At 36.8% G+C, this 23,274-nt stretch carries 21 protein-coding genes; 7 read left to right on the top strand and 14 right to left on the bottom strand.

The features are described from left to right. Positions 1–106 precede the first annotated feature (106 nt). The 3 genes from ACMAZI_RS12495 (at position 107) to ACMAZI_RS12485 (ending at position 2,345) form a co-directional block, all read left to right on the top strand. On the top strand, positions 107–760 hold the full coding sequence (locus ACMAZI_RS12495; RefSeq protein WP_412474208.1) for an endonuclease I family protein: 654 nt from the start codon (positions 107–109) through the stop codon (positions 758–760). A gap of 305 nt (positions 761–1,065) precedes the next feature. Continuing rightward, the gene (locus tag ACMAZI_RS12490) at positions 1,066–1,671 is read left to right on the top strand and encodes a hypothetical protein (RefSeq protein WP_412474207.1); all 606 of its coding nucleotides are present in this window, start codon (positions 1,066–1,068) and stop codon (positions 1,669–1,671) included. A gap of 38 nt (positions 1,672–1,709) precedes the next feature. Further along, a complete protein-coding gene (locus ACMAZI_RS12485) occupies positions 1,710–2,345 on the top strand; it encodes a transposase (RefSeq protein ID WP_115361299.1) in 636 nt (211 codons plus the stop codon). Between the two features lie 30 nt (positions 2,346–2,375). On the opposite strand, the gene ACMAZI_RS12480 is transcribed toward ACMAZI_RS12485, so the two are convergent. From ACMAZI_RS12480 to ACMAZI_RS12470, 3 genes are all read right to left on the bottom strand, one after another. Continuing rightward, on the bottom strand, positions 2,376–3,044 hold the full coding sequence (locus ACMAZI_RS12480; RefSeq protein WP_412474206.1) for a hypothetical protein: 669 nt from the start codon (positions 3,042–3,044) through the stop codon (positions 2,376–2,378). A 61-nt stretch (positions 3,045–3,105) separates the two neighbouring features. Next, entirely contained in the window at positions 3,106–4,422 is a 1,317-nt protein-coding gene (locus tag ACMAZI_RS12475; RefSeq protein WP_412474205.1) for an APC family permease, read from the bottom strand. A gap of 1 nt (position 4,423) precedes the next feature. Further along, complete coding sequence (locus ACMAZI_RS12470) at positions 4,424–4,915, bottom strand: hypothetical protein (RefSeq protein ID WP_412474204.1); 492 nt, start codon at positions 4,913–4,915, stop codon at positions 4,424–4,426. Positions 4,916–4,991: 76 nt separating this feature from the next. On the opposite strand from ACMAZI_RS12470, the gene ACMAZI_RS12465 reads away from it, so the two are divergent. After that, complete coding sequence (locus tag ACMAZI_RS12465; protein WP_412474203.1) at positions 4,992–6,827, top strand: hypothetical protein; 1,836 nt, start codon at positions 4,992–4,994, stop codon at positions 6,825–6,827. Positions 6,828–6,859: 32 nt separating this feature from the next. Here ACMAZI_RS12465 and ACMAZI_RS12460 read toward each other — a convergent pair whose 3' ends face one another. The 4 genes from ACMAZI_RS12460 to ACMAZI_RS12445 all read right to left on the bottom strand — a co-directional run bounded on the left by ACMAZI_RS12460 (position 6,860) and on the right by ACMAZI_RS12445 (position 15,993). After that, the gene (locus ACMAZI_RS12460) at positions 6,860–14,674 is read right to left on the bottom strand and encodes a hypothetical protein (protein ID WP_412474202.1); all 7,815 of its coding nucleotides are present in this window, start codon (positions 14,672–14,674) and stop codon (positions 6,860–6,862) included. Between the two features lie 278 nt (positions 14,675–14,952). Then, positions 14,953–15,216 carry a hypothetical protein gene (locus ACMAZI_RS12455; RefSeq protein ID WP_115361312.1) on the bottom strand — a complete coding sequence of 88 codons (264 nt, stop codon included), beginning with the start codon at positions 15,214–15,216 and terminating at the stop codon, positions 14,953–14,955. Between the two features lie 60 nt (positions 15,217–15,276). Next, positions 15,277–15,405: a hypothetical protein gene (locus ACMAZI_RS12450; protein WP_255509241.1), complete on the bottom strand. Its 129-nt coding sequence runs from the start codon at positions 15,403–15,405 to the stop codon at positions 15,277–15,279. 3 nt (positions 15,406–15,408) lie between these two features. Continuing rightward, positions 15,409–15,993 carry a YajG family lipoprotein gene (locus ACMAZI_RS12445; protein WP_115361314.1) on the bottom strand — a complete coding sequence of 195 codons (585 nt, stop codon included), beginning with the start codon at positions 15,991–15,993 and terminating at the stop codon, positions 15,409–15,411. 237 nt (positions 15,994–16,230) lie between these two features. Here ACMAZI_RS12445 and ACMAZI_RS12440 point away from each other — a divergent pair, with 237 nt between their 5' ends. Further along, positions 16,231–16,665, top strand: a complete 435-nt coding sequence (locus ACMAZI_RS12440) for a hypothetical protein (RefSeq protein ID WP_115361316.1) — start codon at positions 16,231–16,233, stop codon at positions 16,663–16,665. A gap of 8 nt (positions 16,666–16,673) precedes the next feature. On the opposite strand, the gene ACMAZI_RS12435 is transcribed toward ACMAZI_RS12440, so the two are convergent. The 3 genes from ACMAZI_RS12435 to ACMAZI_RS12425 are packed head-to-tail and all read right to left on the bottom strand — an operon-like array spanning position 16,674 to position 18,721. Beyond that, on the bottom strand, positions 16,674–16,844 hold the full coding sequence (locus tag ACMAZI_RS12435) for a DUF6435 family protein (protein ID WP_334678970.1): 171 nt from the start codon (positions 16,842–16,844) through the stop codon (positions 16,674–16,676). Between the two features lie 2 nt (positions 16,845–16,846). Continuing rightward, positions 16,847–17,317, bottom strand: coding sequence for a 3-hydroxyacyl-ACP dehydratase FabZ family protein (locus tag ACMAZI_RS12430; protein WP_412474201.1), 471 nt, complete (start codon positions 17,315–17,317; stop codon positions 16,847–16,849). Between the two features lie 3 nt (positions 17,318–17,320). Then, a complete protein-coding gene (locus ACMAZI_RS12425) occupies positions 17,321–18,721 on the bottom strand; it encodes a phytoene desaturase family protein (protein WP_412474200.1) in 1,401 nt (466 codons plus the stop codon). Positions 18,722–18,894: 173 nt separating this feature from the next. Between ACMAZI_RS12425 and ACMAZI_RS12420 the strand changes: the two genes are divergently transcribed. Both ACMAZI_RS12420 and ACMAZI_RS12415 read left to right on the top strand, forming a co-directional pair. Continuing rightward, positions 18,895–19,317, top strand: coding sequence for a hypothetical protein (locus ACMAZI_RS12420; RefSeq protein WP_412474199.1), 423 nt, complete (start codon positions 18,895–18,897; stop codon positions 19,315–19,317). A 15-nt stretch (positions 19,318–19,332) separates the two neighbouring features. Next, complete coding sequence (locus ACMAZI_RS12415) at positions 19,333–19,734, top strand: alkyl hydroperoxide reductase (protein WP_412474198.1); 402 nt, start codon at positions 19,333–19,335, stop codon at positions 19,732–19,734. Between the two features lie 6 nt (positions 19,735–19,740). Here ACMAZI_RS12415 and ACMAZI_RS12410 read toward each other — a convergent pair whose 3' ends face one another. The 4 genes from ACMAZI_RS12410 to ACMAZI_RS12395 form a co-directional block, all read right to left on the bottom strand. Further along, positions 19,741–20,136 (bottom strand): hypothetical protein, encoded by a 396-nt coding sequence (locus tag ACMAZI_RS12410; RefSeq protein ID WP_412474197.1) that lies wholly within the window; start codon positions 20,134–20,136, stop codon positions 19,741–19,743. A 136-nt stretch (positions 20,137–20,272) separates the two neighbouring features. Then, entirely contained in the window at positions 20,273–21,151 is an 879-nt protein-coding gene (locus ACMAZI_RS12405) for a hypothetical protein (protein ID WP_412474196.1), read from the bottom strand. A gap of 171 nt (positions 21,152–21,322) precedes the next feature. Then, positions 21,323–22,300 (bottom strand): SAM-dependent methyltransferase, encoded by a 978-nt coding sequence (locus tag ACMAZI_RS12400; RefSeq protein WP_412474195.1) that lies wholly within the window; start codon positions 22,298–22,300, stop codon positions 21,323–21,325. Positions 22,301–22,352: 52 nt separating this feature from the next. After that, positions 22,353–23,273: a LysR family transcriptional regulator gene (locus ACMAZI_RS12395; protein WP_412474194.1), complete on the bottom strand. Its 921-nt coding sequence runs from the start codon at positions 23,271–23,273 to the stop codon at positions 22,353–22,355. Between the last annotated feature and the right edge of the window lies 1 nt (position 23,274).

Raw genomic sequence — 23,274 nt, 5'->3', positions numbered from 1 at the left:
TCCTTATGGTTCAGCGCCATTACTTTTTTATATTATCTAATTGAATTCCCATGAGGTCAAAGTTTTAGCTCTTGTAATAATATCTTAACTATCATATGACACACATATGAAAATCTTAATTCTACTACTTTGCTTTAGTGCTACGGCCCAAGTCATCAATCGCCAATCAATTGCCAAAATGGCAAAGAGAAATCATTTGGCCCTAGAATATAGTGAAGTTAAGAAACTAATGTTTTCAACAGTTGATAATATAAATGGTGTTGTCTGTAGTGCCTATACACCTAGTCAATGTCAAGAAAGATACCAGCGTCGCTATAAACGAAATTTCAAACTTAATATTGAACACACTTGGCCTCAATCAAAAGGCGCTGATGAGCTGCCTGCAAATAGTGATATGCATCACCTATTTGTGACGAGTAAAGAGTCCAATAGCAAAAGAGCGAATCTTCCTTTTTGTGATGCAGTTTATGACTACTGGCAAATGGATGGAAGTATTCAAGGCTTTGATGAATACTCTCAAGACTGTTTTGAACCTCAAGATCATCACAAAGGAAATGTCGCTAGAGCGATGTTCTACTTTGCTATTCGCTATGATTTTTCCATTGATAAAGATCAAGAAGCAACTCTTAGAAAATGGAATAAAATTGATCCTGTTGATAATCGCGAGTTAGAAAGAAATGAGATTATTCAAACTCTACAGGGTAATATTAATCCATTTATCTTAAATCCTGAATTTGTTGATGCAATTAAAGATTTTTAGAGCGTTAGGAGCGTTAGGGGCGCGGGTACCAATGGAACTTTCAATAACTTAGAATTCATTTTGCACGTAAAATAGTTATGAAAGTGCCTAAATGAGCAGAGACTCAGTTAATCAGCTCTAATTTTAAGATAAATCACTAAATTGTGCGCCGCTCATCCTAGATTTTGACGAATTTTTTACGCTAAGTAGTTAAAATTTCCATTGGTACCCGCGCCCCTAATTGAAAAAATTTAATATCAAATTGAAAAAGTTATGCATTAATGCAGCAAGAGCATTATTACTTCGCTAACAAATGTGAGGTAAAAATGAAAACTTTAGTACTAAACTTAAACAACTCAAAAACAATTCAAGAAGTCTCTTTCTTATTCAAACAAGGCTGGGAAACTTATCGTAGAAACGCGCTTCCCTACAGTCTCTACACACTCCTGTCTTCAGGCTTAATGTGGGCACTATCTTCAATCCCATTCGCTTCAAGCCTAGTCTTCCCTCTTTACATGGCCGGTCTCTACACAGCGATTAAGTCTTCAGAAGAAAAAGAGATACTAACTCTTACAGACTTTTTAAATATTGAAAAAGTAAACTTTGGAGCAATTTTAAAAGTAGGAGCACTAACTTCACTATTAACAATGATTGGATTTATTGCATTTATTATTCCCGGTGCATATGCATTTTGCTCATATGCATTCACAACACCTTTAGTTCTTGATGCGAATAATAAAAATCTAACAGCATGGGAAATTTTAGAGAAAAGTCGTGGAGTTTTTCATAGCAATTCGAATTTGATTCTCGTCATGATGTCTTCATACTTTCTTATTTCAATTCTAGCACTACTTCCTCTAGGTCTTGGACTTTTCATCAGTACACCATTTTTAGCATGTGTTAACTACAGTCTATACAAGAAACTTAAATAACCCAAAGCGCTTCGGCGCTATTTCTTTGCGAGATAACTATGCCCAAGAAAAAGTTAATCAGACAAAACGTGTACCCATATCACGTCATTACAAGAAACAACAACCGTGACTGGTTTAATATTCCAATATATGAAGTGTGGGATATTTGCAAAGAATCTCTTATTTATGCATTAGAGCGTGAAAAAGTAGAGATCAATTGCTTTGTTCTGATGTCAAACCACTATCATCTTCTCCTAACGACACCACATGAGAATATTGATCGATTCATGATGCATTTTAATTGGCGTATTAGTTTTATGATTTCCAATAGAATAAATGTAATTAATCATAAGTTTAGTAATCGTTATAAGTGGTCAATTGTATCAAAGCAAAGTTATCTTTTTAATGTCTATCGTTATATTTATCAAAATCCAATTCGTGCAGGAATTTGTGATGAGTGCAAGGACTACCCATATAGTTCATTACACTTTTCTAACTTTGAAGCAGAGTTATTCAACTATAGGCCACATCTTAACTACTCCGATTCAAAGCATTTAATAGAAAAAAGATTCGGCTCTGAGTTTGATAACTGTATTCGTAATAGTCTAAAACGAAGCTACTTTAAGCCAAAGCAAAAGATATCTGTACTTTACAAGAAAAGACTTAATGACTTTAAATACGGCGTAAGTCATTGAAACTTCCATTGGTACCCGCGCCCCTAAAACTTAGTAATCAACTATTCCATCGGGAACAACGACATAGCGAATTCGACTTCTATGCTCTTTAGAAATATTATTATTGATCCACTCTTTTAAGTTCACAGCATTTTGTGGGCGGATATATGAAAGATCAATTAGGATATGAATCCCATCAACTGCTTCAAGTTTATGCTTAATACTATTTCCAGACTGCTCGATATTAAAACGCCAATTTTGATCAAATAAAGGAGCAATAGGAGTTTTCACATCCCAGAAAACGCCCTGTCCATCAACAAATTCTGTCCCTTCTGGGCCACGAGAAATTCCAGCAGCAAGAATTCCACTCTCCTGAGCATAAAGGCCACTTACGGCCTCAAGAAGACTTGTCTTTGTTTGCTTAAAGTTGTGATCTGGATCTGCTGATAGTGAATTAAAGTCTTCATGGTCTAAATATCTCGCATTGACTTGTGCCATATCATCTTTAAAGAGATGCCAAAGCATAATATTCTCTTCATTAACTGAAGCAGAGAGATACTCAGACATTGCCTGTCGACAGCTAATATCGGCAACAGATCTTGAGGAATTAAAAGAGCTTGTGGATCTATTAATCCCACTTTCATCAATCGAAGAATAAAGGCTTACAAATGAAAGTATTGTAATAAATACTATTGATGAAAGGAGAAACTTAAGTCGCATAATAGATTATCGACAATTTTACTCAATAGTTTAGTAGATTACGCTCAAAGTATTGAAATGATTAGTTTTCGTTATTTTTAGTTTTAGATAGAAACCAGTATTCACCTATAAAGATTAGAGCTAGTCCAATAAGAGATGCCCAAATAATAAAAACATCCTGCCTAAGTTTGACCCAAAATAAAGCAAATAGAATTATTATATCAACAATAATTGCGGTTATAAGAATCAAGGTATTTGCTTTTATTTTGTTTCTAAGTTTTGTTAGTACTCCCCAATGTACTGCAATATCCATGATAATATAAAAGATGGCCCCCAATGAAGCGATACGACTTAAGTCAAAGAAGATCGTCAGTATAATAGCTATCACGATAGTATAAACAAGAGTATGTTTTTGAATACTCCCTGGCATACCAAAGTGGCTATGAGGAACGATTTTCATATCTGTTAGCATTGCAAGCATTCGTGAAACAGCAAATGCGCTAGCAATAACTCCAGAAACAGTTGCAACGATAGCAAAAATAACAGTAAGCCAAAGACCAGTTTGTCCAAAAGCAGGTCTCGCTGCTTGTGCAAGAGAGTAATTCTTGGCCTCTATAATTTCTACTACTGTTAAATTTGATGAGACAGCAAAAGAAGTAAGAAGATAGATAACCAAACAAATAAGAATAGAAATCAAAATTGCACGGCCCACATTCTTGTGTGGATCTTTAATCTCTCCTCCACTATTTGTAATCGTCGTAAATCCCTTATAGCCCAATACACCTAAGGCCACGGCTCCGAGAAACCCAAATGGGTCACTATGACTAGTGGTTTTGATTGCTTCATCAAAGTTAATACCTGTTGCCCAAAGTCCACCAATGGCCAATGCCAACAAACCGGCAATTTTAATAAATGACATAAAAAATGAAAAAGTTTGAATAAACTTATTACTTAATATGTTTATGAAAAATGCAAATATTAAAAGTCCGACACCTAAAACTGGAACCAAGCAATCCAACTCTTTTCCACCAAATAATTGCAGGGTATAAGTCGCAAATGTTCTTGCAACTAAACTTTCATTTATCACCATAGAAAAATACATAAGAAGAGCACAGGAAGCTGTCATGGTCCCTTTTCCATATGCTTTTTCTAAGAACATTGCTATCCCACCAGCTGAAGGATAGTAATTAGATAACTTAACATATGAATATGCACTAAAGCCTGCGACGATGGCTGCCACAAGAAAAGCAATTGGAAACCATTTCCCACTTAGCTCGGCCATCTGCCCTGTAAGAGCAAAAATCCCCGCGCCAATCATAACTCCAGTTCCCATTGAAGTTGCACCCCAAAGGCTTAGGCTATTTTTCTTGTAATCTGTCGTGTGATTATCGTGATCCATATTAAAAAATTGTACAAACGTCTTCTAATAAAGCTGCGTGTTTATTTCTAAGCTCAATAGGGTCCTCAAAAGTCATGGATGCTGTCTTTTCAGAAAGTGTTGTGCTCTCACCGCTTGGAAGCAAGCACTTAATAGAAGCTGAGCATTCATTCTTATGCTCACCTATCATTTTAGTTTCAATATTTAGCTTAACCCTAAGCTCTTGAGAGGCTTTTCCAGGAAACTTCTTGCATAGATCAATGAGAGACTTCTTAAGCTGGGGATTCTCCCACTTGAGGGCCTCAATGATTGATGGCTCAGTAGAGCTAACACGATAAAGATCGCCGTCAATGAAACACTTAATCCCCTTATCTGCGGATGTTTCAAGATAACGATATGCAAAGTTTTCTAAATTATGAATAAAGAGTGATGAAATCCCACCTGATTCGATTAACCAATCACGATTCTTAGCATTCATCTCTTCAGTAAGCTTTTCTTTATCAATTTTCGTCATATATACATAATACTTGCTAAATCAATCTAGTAAAGTAATTCTATAATTATAACTTTTTTATAACTAGAGGAAGAGTATGAGTAATGTATTAGAACCATCTTTAAAATCGAAGAAGGCCGGAATCGCCTTCGGATTCGTCATTTCCTTTGTTCTCGGTGCAGCATTTGTCTTCTCTGCACTAAAAGCAGGAATAACCCCAGGAATTAGCCCCCTTGTTGTTTTATTTGGTTGGGTTGCCATGGGTGCCTTCTTTAAGAAGGACATGAAGGGCTTTCTAGCGATGGCCCAAGTAACTGGATCTGCCGGAGTTGCAGTAACAGCTGGTGTCGCTTTTGTCGCACCAATTATTCAAATTTTAGCAGCTGAACTTGGTGAACCTGTTCCGCCAGTTGATATTCTATCTCTTATTCTATCTTCTGCGGCCGGTTGTTTTCTCGGTTGGGGTTTTGTAGGACTTGCAACAGAGAGATTCTTAACTGATCCAAAGCTACCGGCTCCCGAAGCTGTTGCTTGTGATCGCTTAATTCAAACAGCAGCTGATAATCCTCAGGCACGTCCACCACTAATGCTTTCACTTGTACCTGGTTTATTATTTGGTTTTGTGATGGCGTTTTTAAGCCAAATCAAAGTATTGAAAGCAAGTATCTACGATCTTAAGTTCACTCTTAGTGGCGTTGAAACAAAACTTCCACTGCCAATTAACCCACTCTATTTTGGAATTGGTGCACTTCTTACTGTTCCAACAGCAGTCTTAATTTTCTTTGGAGGACTTCTAAACGCAGTTGTAAAAGGAATGTCTGCTGCCCAAGGAATGCCAGGCACAACTTTTCGTTGGGTTGGTGGTGCAGCTATGGTTGTGGCCGTTGTTTATTCACTAATCGCTTATATTATTGAAGGACGTAAAACTCGTAATGCCCTTGCTAATAAAGAAGCAGATTATAATGCTGAACAATTAGAAATCCCAGACTATAGAAGAAAGCAGCTTCTAGGATCAATCGTTTTTGGTGCCATCCTACTTCTTGCCATGATGATCTATTCAGGTGCAACAATTGTAGGGCTTGTGGCCCTTGGTATAGTTGCCCTACTACTAATCTTTTTTCTAAGTGGTCTAGGTGCTCTTTTATCCCTTCAAGTTGGTTCATCCGCTTCACCTGTTTCAGGAACAGTATTTATGGGAATGCTTGTTCTAAGTCTTGTGGGGCTTGCCATTGGACTAGAAGGAATTCAAGGTGTTTACTTCTTAGTTCCAATTATTGTTGCAGCTTGTGTTGCTATTTGTGCATCTAACGATTCATCACAAGATTATAAGACAATGCAATTTAATGGCCTAAAGGTTTCAAGCTCATTTGTTGGGCAAATCGTAGGTCTTCTTGGTGGAGCTATTTCAGTTCCCCTTGCAGTTTACGTCGCACATGAGACTGGAACTCTTGGAAGTGAGGCCCTACCAGCACCACAGGCGGCCTTCTTTGCAACAGTTTTAAAGTCACTATTTATTCAAAGTGATATTCCTCTTATGCCAGTTTTAGCAGGAACAGGACTTGGTCTTGTTGCAGTAACTGTTGAAATAATTGGAAAGCGCAAAGGAATCATTCTAAGCTCACTTGCCTTTGCCGTTGGGATCTATCTTCCTTCATATATTGGAACGGGAATTCTACTTGGTTCTCTTGCAAGACTATCAGGAACAAAGTCAGTGACTAAAATCACTCACAGAGGAATCCTAACAGCAGCAGGGCTTATTACAGGAGATGCTCTCTTTGCACTTCTTTTTGGAATTCTTGCCATTGCAGGAATGGAAATTGCTGGAGTTGAAGGGTTTAACTTTCAAACAAGCTTAAGCGTACTTTTCTTTGTTGGTCTACTACTTACAACAGCAATCAACTACGCGAAAACTTCTGCAATCGAGAAAAACTAATTCTTAAAGTGCCATGGTAATTGCCATGGCACTTACCACTTACTATTGAGATAAGTATGTACGGACTGAATCATACTAACATCTGGAGTTTCAGTCGTTATGATAACTTCATTAATTTCACCATTGAAGTAATCACCACTACCACCACCAGTTGTTCCACTTAAAAGATTTGTTTTACCTGAGCGGCCACCAAGACCAATTGCTCCACTTTTACCATTTGAAGGAAAGACTCTTGTTGTGGTTGATGCAGTACCAATACTATTTGAATTAACAACACACTCTAAAGATCCATTTGCCCCGTCAGGGCCAGTATAGTTAGAGTAATCATAGAGCCAAGATACATGGTAAACAGAATCAGCATTAATAGGTGTGTTAATTTGAATAAATGGTTGCGCGCCATCTCCATCATCAACAGTATTCCAAAATGCACAATATAACTTCCCTTGATCAATATAAATATTCATCCCTCTAGTCGATCCACCTTCTTCATAAACAACTTGAGTCGTACTGATATTGGCCCCTGTCTTTAATGAGATCGTGATATTTTTAGAAGTCGTAACCGTATCATTAATTCCAGCTTGAGTTGAAAGTCGATAAGTTGTATCCCCTGCAAACTCCAGGGCATTCGTTGATGCATTATAATTTGCTCCTGCCCCCGACTGAATACTCCAGTCATATACTGTTGCACTTCCAGAAATATCGAGAAGAGTATTTGCAGTACCAGAAAAGAGCGGATCACTAGCGTCATAACCTGAAGGGTCTAAGATACTAGCTAAGTCCTGCCCATCGTAGTGTAGAATCGTAGAAGGTAGTCCACCACTAGCAATATCGTAAACCTGCCACACATTAGATGTGGCAATTTGAGAGTCATTATTACTCGTATCAACTCCCTTAACTGAAATATAGTAATCGACACCTTCATTTAATAATAAAGATATACCTGCCACGCCATCAATAGCCTGATAACTTTCAACAGTACCAATATTGGTCCATCCTAAGATATCATCACCACCAGCTGTGGTACCAATAGCAAATTCATAATGGTCAAGAATAAAGTATGATGACTGAATTGGAGACCAGCTTAAAGTAGCACTACTTGTTTGAGTTGAGTTATTAGTTAAGGCCAAATTATTTGGTGAACTTAGCTCACTACCAGACCACTTCCCTCTTAAATAATCATGGATAGCATTAACTCCAGTAGCGTCAGGAGTTGAAGCGGCAATAATAAATTCTAATATTTTTCCTTTAAAGAAGTAATCCTGATTACTATAAATCACACCATCATGAAAATGAGAACTATTCAATAAAGCACCAAGTCCAATATCTCCAGCGTGAGAAAATAAACGTGAAGTAGTCGCAACACTTCCAACTGAAGAGTTATTGATATAACACTCAACTGAACCATCAGGGCCGGCAGCACCAGCATAATTTCGATAATCCAGAGACCAAGTTATATGGTAAGTTGAGTCAGTAGAAATTGGTGAAGAAACAGACACAAAAGGCTGAACTCCGTCACCGTCATTTGAGTTATTCCAGAATCCACAATAGAGATTTCCACTGTCGATATAAATATTCATTCCGCGATTAGCATCACCTTCTTCATAAATAACTTGTCTTGTAGTGATATCATTTTCAGTCTTAACAGAAATAGTTAAGTTTTTCTCAATATCGGTACTTAGATTTAAGTCAGCATGCTCTGGAATTTTTAAATAAGTAGTTGATCCATTAAACTTTATATTTCCACTTATAAAGTCCGGGTCTGAAGTAGCATCAGCGATAGCATTATGAACATTGACACTAGCTGACTTATCTTCCCATGTATAAACATTGCCATTAAAAGAAGGACTATCTGCTGAAATTGCAAGATTATCTTTTACAGTTAATAAGTCGGCACTATCAAGCCATACCAACATATTTGGAAGTGAATCTTCAACAGGTGTAATTTGCCATGCAGCTGAAGTCATAACAGTAGATACGTTACCGGCATAATCAACTGCCCTTACAGATGTATAATAATCCACACCAGTACTTAGATTTATATTCATCCCATTAAGGCCATTTTGTGCCTGATAAGAAGTCACATTACCAATATACTTAAAACCTGACGTGATATCACTAGCACCAGGACTCGTTCCAATTGCTAACTCATAAAATCTCATGGCACAGTTATCAGTAGCACTAGACCAAGAAGTAGTTGTTGCAACCGATTGAGATGCCTCACCTGAAACAGAAATATTTGATGAGAATACGGGACTCGTATTATCATAACGGAAACCAAGCGTATCAGTTACGACACTTCCATATGTCCCACCTAAGGACTTCACTCTAGCACTTGGATAAATAATGGAACATTCCACAATTCCAGTAAGATTTGAAAAGCTGTGACTTTGATTCGTTCCAACATTTGTAAAGCTTGCGATACTATCAGTTCCAGCAGATGAACCAAGTCCGACCTCAATAGAGTCAAAACTTTCTGCAGGATTTGTCCAACTAATCACAGGACTATTAATTGGCGTTCCTCTAATCCAAACCGCAGCACTTGATAAGTTACTTACACCACCAGTAATAGTACTCGTAAAACTTACTCCGTTAGAAGTCAGCCCATTTAAACTCGCAGAAACGCTTGTTGTCCCAGCACTTGTGGCCACGACCTGCCCTGTAGAATCGACAGTTACAACACCAGAAGGAGAAACTGCATAGTTAGCAAAGTTTGTTATATCGATTGTCGATAAATCACTTAAATTTAATATTGCAGATAACTGAGCACTTCCTGAAACCTCTAAGACTGTTTGACTTGCCGATAAACTAATTGAAGTAAAAGTTGGACAAGTTAAACTTACATTAGTGATATCTGAACCAGAGATAACTCCAGAGGCATTAGCGAGACTACAGTTGATTGTAGGGTTTTGTGTAGGAGTAGCAATTGTAATGCTATAAGAATCGGTATCAAAAAGCTCAGTAGCAAATTGATAACTACTTGCCCCTGCTGGGATGTATAGATTCTCTACTCCATTTAGATTCAGAGTAATCCCACTATGATTAAGGTTAGTAATAGGGCCACTAATCTTTCTTGAATTTGGTATAGAGCCCCCCATCCAAGATAGGATTGGAGCAGTGAAGGCACCATGCCCTTCTAAATTATAGCCTTCGTTTGGTACACGCCAACCAGGAGATGAGACAAAGTCGAAACTCGTATAACTTCCTGCCGAACTTGCACTGGCCAGTGCAACAGCACTTCCAAGAGTGTTAAAAGAGGCATCTCTATTTTCTTGGATATAAAATGATTGAGTGACCGATAAAGAACCTGCAGAAAACTCCTCACCAAGGATGGCCCCCATAGTTAAAGAGTCGAAACTTGAGCCTGTATTTTGAGTAACGATACCGTGAGCATAGACATCAGTAACGGAGTCCACAATTGTTGAATTTAAATATCCGACAATACCTCCGGCACTTCCGTCGGCTTCAACATTTCCAGTACTGAAGGAATCGGTAATACTTCCTTCTAATTGATAACCAATCAATGCAGAAATATTGCGACCGCTTGCAGTGATATTACCAGTAGCAAAGCAGCCTCTTGTATCACCTCGATGTAGACCGACCAGCGCTCCTGAAGAGTTTCTTACGCCAGAGACATTCCCGCTTGCATAAGAATTTTCAAGGTAGCCGCCTCTAAAATATCCAATCAATCCACCTACATAATCAGCAGTACCATTATTAATAATGACGTCACCAGTCGCATAAAGTCTTTCAAAACGAGAGGTCCATGAATTGGCATATCCTAATAGGCCACCAATATAAGATCTTGGTGTTGGATTGGTAATATTAACAGTTGAAGTTGAGTATGAGTCTCTAAATTCTTCACCAAAGAAATATCCAGCGACTCCACCAACAAATGAAGTTCTTGCATCAATTGTTCCGGTAGAGAAAACATTATACATGATAGAGTTTTCACCATGAAAGCGGCCAGCGATACCACCGACAAAATTAGATTGCGCATTGATATTCATTGATGAATTAGAGTCATGAATTGTCGAGTCTTCACTAAGCAGACCAACAATTCCTCCAATATATGAAGTAACAGAATTATAACGATCATCCGCAACAGTGATTGTTCCGGAACTAGTTGAATTAGTTATTGTCGCACTACTTCCCGATCCAAGTATCCCTCCAACATGAGAAGAGCCAGCACTGATACTTCCAGTAAAACTACAATTATCAAGGTTAACGCTGCCAACAGAGCGTCCAACAAGTCCTGCAACATGGCCATCACTTGCATCTTTTGGCGAAGAAATATCTCCCGTTATCGTGACAAATGAAATACTTCCGCCAGCAATTTCTCCAGCTAGACCACCTACATAATTATTAATAGCAGCGACATTTGAATTAGAAGTAACATTAGTGATAGTCATATTTGGTTCTTGAATTTGGGCCACTAATCCCCCAACATATCCAAGACCATTAACAGTATTATTTAAGTCAATATTATCAAGGCTAAAGCTTCCATCACTTGAAGTGACGATACCGATGAGGCCACCGGTATAATTATTCCCTTGTACATTAACTGTACTAGAAATATTGCTCATACTTAAAGTAGCGCTAGAGCTGGCCACACCGATCATGCCACCCGTATTTAAAATACCTGTTACACTACCTTCAAGCGTAATATTATCAAAAGTATTTACTCCATTAGCATTTCCAACAATTGAGCCAACTTTTGTATATCCATTAACTGAGAAATTTAAGAAATCAATATTCTTAACAGTCGCACCGCTCATGGTTTTAAAAATTCCCACGTTACTAGCAGATGGCCTATTAATGACGAAGTTTTTAACAGTGAAACCTTTACCGTCTAAGACTCCAGTAAAATTCCCATTTAGCGGATTAATTGTACTACCTGCAAAATCAATGTCATTAGCAAGTTCAAATTTTGCACTAGGATTAATTTCAATATTTTTAAAGTGATTTGGATTACAAATAATATAAGGGATGGTGTCACCATTACCGCCGCTATTATAATTTGCATATAAAGAACCACTAGCACCACTGTCACTACATGAGTTACTACTAATAGACTTATTAAGTGTTCTAGTAATAAGTGGAGATACGATGGCACCTGTATCATCTTTTAGTTGAGCATTGATTGTAATAGTACCCGACGTAAGTTCTGTGGCATCAATTAGTGCTACCCAACGATTATTGCTCTGGCATATCGTCGATAATGTTACTGAGCCTGTGATACTAATCTCTTCTCCAACAACTCCACACTCTCCGTGAATTAACTTAGTCGTTGCAATTGGAGCTCCATTGGAATCTGGATATGTAAATGAAATTGAGTAGGTTCCCACACTCACATTCGCGACGGGATCTGTAGAAGTTATAATGTCCAACTGTTCAGTATTTGCTGCAATAGCGCTTAATGTCTTTTCTGATCCAATCCCAAATAAATTTGGTGTCCCCTCATTAATTGGGTCATCACTATAAGTTTGAATCGAATTAAAACCATAATTGGCCTCATTCATAAAATCAAAAATAGCGTAGTTATAATCAAGAGTTTCACCTGGAAGTTTGAATCCGACACTTGGCATGGACCAATCATTTGCACCAACAAAACTAAATCCTGCATAACTTAATTCAGATGCCATTTCCTCAGCAGTAAGTTGATTCCCGAACCTGTTGAAACCATTAAAAGGTGCTGCAGAGGCCATATCTGTAAATGTAATCGAGTCCAAGAAAAATGTGTTATTAGCTAAGTTAACGTTTGAGCTCGTTCCAAAAACCGGCCCAAAGATACTTTCCCCTAACGTTGAGTCTGAAGACTTATTAATACTACCTACCATATAGGCATTCGTAATGGTTGTTGAATCATCGATATACCAGCCGGTAATACCACCAATATTTCCATCACCTTCTAAGTTGGCCTTAACAAAAACATCATTGATATTATTTTGAAAAGCAAGTCCTGCAATACCACCAATATAACGAAGTGACCCACTTATATTTCCACCAGCATAGGCATTGTGTATTGGTGTTTTTAGATAACCAGCAATTCCTCCGATTAAAGATCTTGCCCCAGTAATATTTCCAGTATTGAAAACATTGCTAATACTTTGGGCCTCAACATAACCAAAGAGTCCACCAACATTATCTGCAATACCATTATTAAAGTGAATACTTCCAGAGTTGTATAATTTATCAAAAATAACATCACTCTTTTTAGTATAACCTGCGATACCACCAATATATGCCTTTGGAGTTGGGTTCGTAATCGTGATATTTGAATGAGAGAATGAGTTTGTAATAGACTTCCCAGTCATGAAACCAACTAGGCCTCCAACATTTGAAGTCATTGCCTCTATCGCTCCTACAGAATAAGAGCTATCAATCGTTGTATTGCCTCCACCAAGGAATCCGACAAGGCCCCCAACATAGTAAGCAGTAGAGTTTATATCGACATGAGAGTGTGAACCTGAGATTGATGAGTCTAAGTTAATATTACCAACTAGACCTCCAACAAATTTCACAACACTATTATAATAATCTTCATTAACAACGATACTTCCTCTCGTATAAGAGTTTGTTATCGATCCAGATAGTAATCGTCCGATTAATCCACCAGTGTAGCTACCACCAGAGGTAATATTAGAGACGACTTTAGAGTTACTTATGGAATGCGTACCTTTGGCGTGTCCAATTAGACCACCAACATTTACATCAACAGCATCTTTTGAGGTTCCAACAGAGCCAATATGAGAAACATTATCAAAGCTTCCCCCAGCACTCTCTCCAATAAGACCACCAACCACAACACCAGTACTTGTAATACTTCCTTTGTGGTGAACATTTGTAAAAGTTTGATTTGGCTCTAAAATTAAACCGGCAAAACCACCAACATAGTCATGGCCTGCTACATTTGAATAGATGTCTGTATTGCTAACATTTAAAAGGCCGTCGTTAGTATTGATATAACCAATCACTCCACCTGTGTAGTTATTGGCATTAACATCAACTTGTATTTGAGAGTCAGAAATATTAAGTGAGCTTGAACTATTACCCAAACCGATTAAACCACCGGCCATAGTAATTGCATTTACTTTCCCTGAAACTCTGATGCTATTAATCGTTCCAGCTCCTCTCCAGTCTCCTGCGAGTAAACCAACACGACTATTCCCCGTCACCTGTGCGTTGTGAATATGTAATTCACTAATATTTGCATCCGAGATATATTTGAAAATCCCAACACTATTATCAGCGGCACGATTGATAATATAATTTTTAAGAGCATATCCTCGACCATTAAGTTCACCTGAGAAGACAGCAGCTATAGGAACAATATTTTGACCAGCAAAATCGATATCGGTTGCGAGTTGAAATCTTGAGCTTGGGTTAAGAGCGATATTTAGAAATTGCTGAGAAGTACAAATTTTATATGGAATCAAAGATCCATCTGCACTTTCTGAGTTGGCATATAATTTAGTTAAATTTGCAGAATCCTCACAGATATTGTCTTGCTTAGTAAAAGTTCTTGAAGCTACAGAAGAGCCTCCACTCATATTTTTATCTTTTAATTGAACATTAACTGTAACAGCTCCCACTGCTGACTCTAGTGCTGAAACTGGTGCGGCCCAATGATAATCACTCTGACAGATCGAGTATAAATTTACAGCACCTGTTACCTCAATTGGATAACCTGGCTTACCACAATGGCCAGAAATTACACTATAACCAGAAATTGAACTTCCATCTGAGCTAGGTCTTAGAATAGTGATTTCAAAAGCGCCAGGAGTGACAGTAAGACTCCCTTCAGCTTCAAGTGAGTCATCACAGGACACCATTGTGAACGCTAACATTATAAGAATAAAATTTAGCAATATTTTGTTCATTTTCTACCGTCAATTAAAGAAAAATTGTTTTAAGGAAACACATAGATGATTGTAAGCGACTATGCCTCCCCACAAACAATAATCCTTTATCTCATCGTAATTATATCTATTTATGTTTAGTAATTTCTGAACACTGCAAACAAAATAAATTGAAACCGGCAAAATTTATTGGCTAGACCAAAGAGGAACAAGTAAAAACAGGTATTTACTTCTACTTATGCGAGCACGAGAAGGCCCTTAAGATATTAATTCTTAGACGCGGCTTTTATAAAGGCCATAACATCTGCCAAACAGCACTTCCCTGATGGGTTTGCTCTTTCACAAAAACAGCCTGGATCTTTCATTTTAGCTTTAATCTCATCCACAATTAATGTTTGATTATTACATCTTACAGCTTCAAATAATTCTTTCTTTGATTTTTTAAAACAATAACAAATCAATCCGTCGAGATTCTCAAGATCAACTTCCTTACTCTTTTCATCATTATTATTTGAACAGCAATTACTCATATTGCGATTGTAGCATGAATTCTAAATTAAAAAATCACGTATTAGCGATCTGAGTTTATCTTAATTACTTTTCTTTTTACTCACCTTCTTCCACTGAGAATCACTCTTTTTAGATGCATCGATATGCTTTAATCCGTAAGCACAACTTACTAGTGATAGAAGCATTAGAATTGATATTAAATTTCTCATTGATTACCTCTTTGCTACTTTTGTATTTTTTGATCTTAATAATTCTTTTAGTCTTACGGCGATATCACTTAGACACATTGATACAGCACCATTGAATCTTTCTTTGATATCAGTGTCTGTCCATACCATCTCAGTTGATCTTTCAACTTCTACAAAGTTTCTTTCGTATTCGTGTCCCTTTTTAATCTTTGCCCTTACATTTAAATCTGCGATACCAATCAGGCTTGCTGCCCAAAATCCAACATCTGGTTCAACAAATAATTGATTAATTTTTACATCAAGTACAACATCACTTTGTTTACGAAATTTAGAAACGATAAATCCTTGGATACGCAATTCACTTTCGATGGCATCTTTTAACCAACGAGATTGCGACGTTGGTAAATATACCTGAGCAGTATCGATTCCATAACCATTCTTCTTTACACCGACAACTCGGTCCTCTTTATTATCAACATGGACATAAACTCTGGTATTACTTCTGCTCTTTTCAGTGGATTTAGAATAATACTCTCTTTGAATATTCACATCAGTGAAGGCACAAGAGCATAAAAACATTAAACTAAGTATCGCTAGACCTTTGGACATAACCTCTCCTCTTAAATCATTATCTTTTCTAATTAATCGGCTTCGGGGAGACAAAATATGAACAAAATCAATAACTTAAGACATAAAAGAGATTTGCTTGCTAAGTTATAGATTATACAAGAATAATTTGTGATGACTTTATTTGCTATCAACTAAACATTGTCAAAAATACATTATTTAACTCAAGATATTTAATTTGCTGTATATAAATAAGAAAATTTATTCAAAGGTAAATATATGAAGTTACTTAGCTTAATTCTGTTAATCACTATTTCGTTCCAGGTTTCGGCCCGTCCAAGAAATGGCGCTCTTTACTGCGGAAAGCATGAGTCTCATATTAAAATCTATTTCAAACAAGATTCTAAGCTTTACTACTATATTGATAATACTGATTTAAGAGATCTAAAAGAATACGAGTGTGTGGAGTTCACACCAGAGCTTCCATTCTACGATGAAGTTCAAAGCGCATATCTTAAAGCACAAAAAGATGTTGAAAAATTCAGTAGCGGCTCAACTGCACTTTATCGACTAGAGCATGATACGCGCTACTATTGTGGAAACCCACAATCAGGAGGCCTATATGCTGCTTACACAAAGAAGTATTATGAGGCGCTCTACCTTTACGATATCGAATCAAAGACTTTTGATACTTACGATTGTATCAATCTTTAATACTTTTACTACTTACCTTGTCTCTCTAGCTCTTCAATCTCTTTGAGTATTTTGTCGGCCTCAGAAGATAGCTCACTATAAAGTGCGATATTCCCATTTCTTTGGGCCTCAAGTGCCTCTACTAACTTTTTCTGGTACTTCTTTTCTAGCTTTTTCTTCTTACTTCCAAGGCCAAACATAATTATTCTCCTGTTAGGTAGTCATCACTGATATTCACAAGGCTAAATTTCAACTTAGCTTTAAGCTCATCTTCTTGATAAACCTCTGCTGAAAATTTAAAAAGATTATCCATCTTATCAATGAGTTTAACCTTTGCCTTTAAGTCACCTTGAGGCTTCACGATACTTAAATACTTTGCCCCTTGAACTTTATTTAGAACCCCCAAGGCCCAGCCCTTGGTTTTATTAGAGTTATAATCTTTAACTGGTGAGTGATATTTTGTAATTAGAACTCCTGCACTTTGAGTGCAAAACTCCTGAATCATTGCCCCTGGAACGACTGGTGCATTTGGAAAGTGGCCCTTAACAAAGAACTCATCCCCAGAGAAGGTTTTTAATGACTCGATTTCATTCTCACTTGATTTCGTAACCTCAGAAACCATTAAGTATGGATCTCGATGATGTAGTAACTCTTGTATTTGTGTTTTATTCATTTCTTACTCCTTAATGGTATTTAGCGCAGACTGAAAGACAGAGACAATTCCCTGGCCAGGAAATGTATAGTCTCCAACAAAGTATATATTTTCGTTTTTCATTTTATTAGGAATTAAGCGAAGTAGAGAAAGTGCTGAGTTATGAATCAGACCACCTACTTCTCCATTCGGTCTTTGTGTATAGTGCTTAAATGTTAATGGAGTGCCGACACTATCAAAGGCCACCTCATCAATTTCATGCTCTTTAAAGCATTTATTAAAAGTATCCAGAACGTCTGTTTTAAACTTCTCTTTTTTATTCTTATAAGCATCATCTCTTTGATCAAAACCATCGCAATCAACATGGGTAGACACTGTTACCATTTGCATACCTTCAGAGCGGTGCTGATCATCAGGATGTGAGAATGAAAAGAAGAGTGATCCATCTCGGTAATGAACTTGCTGATATAATTCAGTGATAGGTATTTTACTTGAGAAGCTAAAATAGGCCGTCATTGCACCCCAAATCTTTCCCTTGTCTTGCTTTAACTCTTTATCCATAAATAATGAATCAAAAACTTCTGGAGAAATATTTGAGATTAGCTTTGAGCATTTAATCTGCTCTTTATTTGTTGAGATAAGATACGCCCCGCCCTCTTTTTCAATTTTCTCACAAGTAGAGCGATATTTAATCTCACCACCAAATGACTGAATCTTACTCTCTAAGGATTTCACTAATCCCCACATTCCACCTTCAATAGCGTGGGTATCAAGCGGATAGAAGAAGCCAAGTATTCCCATAAATGCAGGACATGTCTTAGAAGTTTGTTGAGTACTAATGAGAAGTAGTTGATCTAAGACACGAATAAATCTCTTATTTTTTTTCATCTCTTTAGGAAGGTAATTATAAAAAGATGATGTAAAAAGCTTAGGGTGTTTAAGAAGTTTTCTTGTTGGATTCATAAAGAACTTCTTAATTGTTGAAGGACCAATATTTGGAAAGTCCTGTACATAATCAAGACTCTCCCAAAGAAGATCCTCTAGGGCCTGCCATTTTTTTAGCGTCTTCAAGCAATCTAGATTAAATACTCTTATTAATTCATCGTTTAGTTCATCTAAACTAGCGTAGAAGTTAAATACTTCATCTTCTGTATTAACTTTTATCCCTGGATTGCAGTGATAAGTTTTTAAATCTAAATTTAGTTTTTTTAAGATCTTATTTACTGGGCGGCCATCGGCAAGGCCACTTAGTGTTGTTGCACCGACATCGTAATATCCTTGCTTTCGCTTAAAGTATCCTGCACAACCTCCTCCAGCATAGTGAGACTCCACAAGCAATACTCGCTCACCTTTTTGGGCCCACAAGGCAGCGGCAGCAAGCCCGCCCATACCAGCACCAAGAACGACAACATCATACTCTTTCATAAAGTTATTCCGTTTTCTTCATACCATATCACAAATCATTTAAAGCTTACTAAACGATTTCGCAAAGTCTTAACTGTATAGGTTAAAAAAAGGACGGCGGAAGCCTATACACATAGTCTTGATTAAGAACTTAAGACAACTTAAACTTATCATTAGTTTCGTGGAGCTTAGAAATGCAAGAGTTAACACTTATTCACTTTTCCCTATGCTTACTCATGAGTGGCGTCATCTGGATGGTGCAAATTGTTCACTACCCCTCTTTCAAATTTATCGATGAAAAGAGCTTTCATTCATTTAGTGCATTTCATGTTAAGTCCATAAGCTTCATCGTATTGCCCCTTATGCTATGTGAATTAGCAACAGCAACACTTCTTACAATCAAGCAACCAGACATCGCCTTTATCATCAATCTCGTTCTTCTCATTTTTATCTGGATGATAACTTTCTTTATAAGCATGCCTCTTCATAAGAAGCTAGGAAGTAAAAGAGATGATCAAAGCATCGACAAACTAATTCTTTCAAATTGGGCCCGTACAGTTTTTTGGACAGCAAGAAGTATTCTTCTTTTTGTCATCATAATCTCTAAAATGGAGTAAAGGGAAAAAAGTAAAATGAAAAAGAAGTGGATGAAATATACTTTAATAGCAGCAGGCCTTTATAATATTCTATGGGGATCTTGGGTGATCTTCTTTCCAGCCATGGCCTTTGAGCTTTCAGGTGCAAAGATTCCAACCTACCCTCAAATTTGGCAATGTGTGGGAATGATCGTCGCAGTCTATGGCCTTGGCTATATCATTGCTGCAGCAAACCCTATAAGGCATTGGCCAATTATTCTAGTAGGCTTCCTTGGAAAGATCTTTGGTCCTATCGGTTTTATCCATTCAATCATGCAAGATGTATTTCCTCTAAAGTTTGGATGGAATATCATCTTTAATGATCTCATTTGGTGGGTGCCTTTCGGCTTAATCCTCTTAGAAGCTTGGAAATCAAATAAAAGAGTAAGAAGTTTGTAATACTTCTTACGACTCTATTTCACCACAAGTAAGCATCTTCTTTCCGTAATATGGATTCTTAATAGCAGAACCTTTTTGAATCCAACGGGCCTTTGCCATTGGACATTTAACAATCTTTAGCTCGCTATTTTCAAGAGACTTTCCATTCTTAATATAGATTTCTGAAAGAAGTTTAAATGAGTCTCTTAAAGCACTAACATTTTCAATATTTTTGCCACAGTCATTATACTTATAGTCCTTAGCATAGTGGCCAAGTTCTTTCTCACACATTGTTTTCCAAGACTTTAAGGCATTACTTAGATTGCCTTCAACTAATGAACTCTGAAGCTTTAGATAATTTTGATACTCTAACTCATGGCAAAAAACGTTAAAAGATAATATAAAAGCTACAAATAATTTCATGATTTCTCCTATGGAAACGTACGCTATCAACATACCCCCCTAGGGTATATCACGAAAAGCACAAAATCAATAACTAAAGATTCGAGAAACCTTTTCGGGATGTGTTACTGAGAAAAGTAGGATCTAGAGATCCACATTAACACTCTTGTGCCGGACACCTTAGCTCAACTTTATTTAACTCATCCATTTCATCTACATATAAAAGGCTTGTACACTTACCTAGGCCATTTGAAGCAATAAAAGCAACAGCTGAAATATTCTTAAAAAGTTTTCCTACATATATATAAAAGGGACGTGATGAATAATCAGAGCCAGCATCAAAGTCGTAAAAATCAATACTATTTCGAGAAACTCTTAATCTATACTTGAATTGATCTAAACCTTTATAAGAAATATCTGTCATATCTAAACGTAGATCCTTTGTTACAAATTTCTTTATCTTCACATCTTTATCTAGATGCTTCTTATTCGATAGCTCCACAAGATCAAGCATATCTTCAGTCCCCTCATCCCAAACAACTGAATTTAACTCTTTTTCTAAAAATATATTTTCTTTCCCAAAATATGCAATATGAGGAGTTTCGCCTTTTTTAACAATCCCTTTTAAAGAAAAGCCTATATTTGAAATGATAAACTTCATTTCATGGAAAAATTGTATTTTCAACTTCCCTAATTCACTAACTCTATGTGAAGAAGTATGTCCATCATTTGTGTGATAAATAAAAAGAGAATCTTCTTTTCCATCAATCCCATAACTTTTTAATACTTTACTTGTTAAATCCTCTGATAATACATAAGGCTCATGTAATTTATCAGAGTTTAAGCCTTGCTCTTTCACTAGATAATTTACAATCTCATTTTCCAATTTTTTATCTATGACTTTTTCATCAAGCATCGTGAGAACAGCTTCACCAGTGTAGAAACTTGAAGTAATAAAAATTTCCTTAGGTATATTATTCTGAGCAGATAAGTTTAAAGACACAAAGGTAATAAAGATAAAAATAAATAACTTCAAAACATTACTCCTTTAGTGATTCTTTTCGTCTTATTATGACATAAAAATGAACAAAAACTCGAATTTGAGAATAAAAGAAGTTATCAGCTATAACTAATTGATAATAATGAAAACATGCAAAGAAATAATACTTACAACATTTGTGATTTTTGTAGACTAATTCACCAACTCCTAGCGAGTGGCCAAAATCACATACTCTTTCTTATGCGCTGGAACCTGGCGACTAATGATATTATTAAATCCCCAATCGTAAAACTGATCTTCGAACTCTTCGATATTTTCAATATACTCCATCTTTACAACCTGAACTGTAAAAATGATTCCCTTAAGTGTGCGATTATACTTCTTAGCAAGTCTTAAGACCTCTTTAATAGATTGTTTTGGATTTATATTTATATCGGCATGAATCCAACGCACTTCTTCCGGTAAATCTTCATGAGAGAGATCTTGTACAGACCTTTTCATATGAGTAAAATTCTTGTGCTTACCTACTACTGGACTCACTTCAGCGGGATCAATCCCCACAACCTTACAACCATTATCCAAAAGATATTGGGCCGCTCCACCTGGAGCACAACCAAAATCAAGCCAAAGGTCACCTTTAAATAATTTCACAGCATATAACTTAACGATTTGAGCAAGCTTTAAATGGCCCTTTGAAATAGCATCCTTAGGCGTCTCTATCTCAACAATTGAATTTGGATAGCGCGTACATCCGTTGGCCACACTATGGGCCCCAAACCATATTTCATTTGGTCCTAAGCTAATTAAATCGATGACAATCTTACGTTCGGCGCTATACTCATTCACCTCACGGCCAAAAGTCTTAGCTGCATCAAAATCAGTTTCACAACCAATTTCAAAGCTATGAATCATATGGTTTTCACTATCAAGTCCCGATGCCTTCACATCTTGCACGATAGTCTCAGGCGTCGACTTCCCAAAGAAGATTCCACTACGAGTAGCAAACGTTAGCTGCAACTGAGAAATTGTTTTTAGGTCATACTCAATACCTGTATTTTTGAATGTCACAAAGCCTTTCTTTGAAAAGCTGAAGACTAACTCAGGATAAAATATCTTAATTTCTTCTTTTAAAAGTATTTCATTTCCAGGATTGGTACATACGAAGATAAATTGTGGCTTGCTCATTAATTTCCTTAAATTTGATTTTTTCAATCATAGCATATATTTGTAAAAATCCTTAACTGACTTCTTGAATAAAGTCCCAATAACCATCGCGGATATAATCCCTTAGCCATTTATGAGAAGAAGAGTTTTGGCGGCTCTTGTGCCAAACCATCTGATGCTTAAATGGACTCACTTCAAAAGGGACATCATATAGCTTGAGATCAAAATACTTTGCCACAGTTTTCCCATAGGCAAGAGGAACCATCGATAACATATTTCTCTTTTCTACTAGCCTTGGAATTGAATTAAGGTATGAAGTCTTAACCAATATATTTCGGCTTTCGCCAATGCTACTAAGATAATTATCAATATCACTACCAGGCTTCTCTGTTGGAGTATAGAGAACATGGCCGGCCTTTAAATACTGCTTCAGCGAGATCTTCTTTTTATATTGAGAATTGGATTTACTCGCAATAATACAAAAGTCGTGGATACCAAGAGTCTCAATACTAAAATTATTAATCTCATCAAGATTTCCAGCAAAACTTAAATCAATCTCACCTCTTATCATTCGATCTAAAAAATCTTCAAAAACAATTCCTTTCATCGTAACCTTAAGCTTAGGTGCGCTCTCTACTAATGACTCCATCAACTTAGGAACCCACATAAATGAATCAAATGCTGTCCCTGAAACCCTAAACTCTTTGCTAGAATTATGAGAATCCCACCCCTCTTGTTCAAAGAGATTACTCTCAAGCTCATTTAAATAAGTTTCCAGAAATGAGCCGAGTTGAATGGCCTTATCAGTTGGAATAAAAGTTCGAGCTGTTCTAATAAAAAGCTCATCATTAAGACTATCACGTAAACGATTAAGGGCATGGCTGACAGCAGGCTGAGATAGGCCAAGATTTGTTGCCGTCTGACTTACACTTAACGTATTAAATAAGTCTTTAAAGATAACTAATAAATTGAGATCAAAATTTCTAATATTCATA

It is taken from the genome of Halobacteriovorax sp. YZS-3-1 (genome assembly GCF_047084945.1).
Lineage (GTDB): Bacteria > Bdellovibrionota > Bacteriovoracia > Bacteriovoracales > Bacteriovoracaceae > Halobacteriovorax_A > Halobacteriovorax_A vibrionivorans.
The sequence above is the reverse complement of the archived record's forward strand: the minus strand, read 5'-3'. Positions and strand labels throughout refer to the sequence as shown.

Excerpts from the sequence above, each read along its gene's own strand:
- ACMAZI_RS12445 (WP_115361314.1), bottom strand. The coding sequence starts at position 15,993 with ATGTCCAAAGGTCTAGCGATACTTAGTTTAATGTTTTTATGCTCTTGT.
- ACMAZI_RS12395 (WP_412474194.1), bottom strand. The coding sequence starts at position 23,273 with ATGAATATTAGAAATTTTGATCTCAATTTATTAGTTATCTTTAAAGAC.
- ACMAZI_RS12480 (WP_412474206.1), bottom strand. The coding sequence starts at position 3,044 with ATGCGACTTAAGTTTCTCCTTTCATCAATAGTATTTATTACAATACTT.
- ACMAZI_RS12470 (WP_412474204.1), bottom strand. The coding sequence starts at position 4,915 with ATGACGAAAATTGATAAAGAAAAGCTTACTGAAGAGATGAATGCTAAG.
- ACMAZI_RS12495 (WP_412474208.1), top strand. The coding sequence starts at position 107 with ATGAAAATCTTAATTCTACTACTTTGCTTTAGTGCTACGGCCCAAGTC.
- ACMAZI_RS12465 (WP_412474203.1), top strand. The coding sequence starts at position 4,992 with ATGAGTAATGTATTAGAACCATCTTTAAAATCGAAGAAGGCCGGAATC.
- ACMAZI_RS12430 (WP_412474201.1), bottom strand. The coding sequence starts at position 17,317 with ATGAATAAAACACAAATACAAGAGTTACTACATCATCGAGATCCATAC.
- ACMAZI_RS12435 (WP_334678970.1), bottom strand. The coding sequence starts at position 16,844 with ATGTTTGGCCTTGGAAGTAAGAAGAAAAAGCTAGAAAAGAAGTACCAG.
- ACMAZI_RS12400 (WP_412474195.1), bottom strand. The coding sequence starts at position 22,300 with ATGAGCAAGCCACAATTTATCTTCGTATGTACCAATCCTGGAAATGAA.
- ACMAZI_RS12410 (WP_412474197.1), bottom strand. The coding sequence starts at position 20,136 with ATGAAATTATTTGTAGCTTTTATATTATCTTTTAACGTTTTTTGCCAT.
- ACMAZI_RS12420 (WP_412474199.1), top strand. The coding sequence starts at position 18,895 with ATGCAAGAGTTAACACTTATTCACTTTTCCCTATGCTTACTCATGAGT.
- ACMAZI_RS12425 (WP_412474200.1), bottom strand. The coding sequence starts at position 18,721 with ATGAAAGAGTATGATGTTGTCGTTCTTGGTGCTGGTATGGGCGGGCTT.
- ACMAZI_RS12485 (WP_115361299.1), top strand. The coding sequence starts at position 1,710 with ATGCCCAAGAAAAAGTTAATCAGACAAAACGTGTACCCATATCACGTC.
- ACMAZI_RS12415 (WP_412474198.1), top strand. The coding sequence starts at position 19,333 with ATGAAAAAGAAGTGGATGAAATATACTTTAATAGCAGCAGGCCTTTAT.
- ACMAZI_RS12440 (WP_115361316.1), top strand. The coding sequence starts at position 16,231 with ATGAAGTTACTTAGCTTAATTCTGTTAATCACTATTTCGTTCCAGGTT.
- ACMAZI_RS12450 (WP_255509241.1), bottom strand. The coding sequence starts at position 15,405 with ATGAGAAATTTAATATCAATTCTAATGCTTCTATCACTAGTAAGTTGT.
- ACMAZI_RS12490 (WP_412474207.1), top strand. The coding sequence starts at position 1,066 with ATGAAAACTTTAGTACTAAACTTAAACAACTCAAAAACAATTCAAGAA.
- ACMAZI_RS12475 (WP_412474205.1), bottom strand. The coding sequence starts at position 4,422 with ATGGATCACGATAATCACACGACAGATTACAAGAAAAATAGCCTAAGC.
- ACMAZI_RS12455 (WP_115361312.1), bottom strand. The coding sequence starts at position 15,216 with ATGAGTAATTGCTGTTCAAATAATAATGATGAAAAGAGTAAGGAAGTT.
- ACMAZI_RS12460 (WP_412474202.1), bottom strand. The coding sequence starts at position 14,674 with ATGTTAGCGTTCACAATGGTGTCCTGTGATGACTCACTTGAAGCTGAA.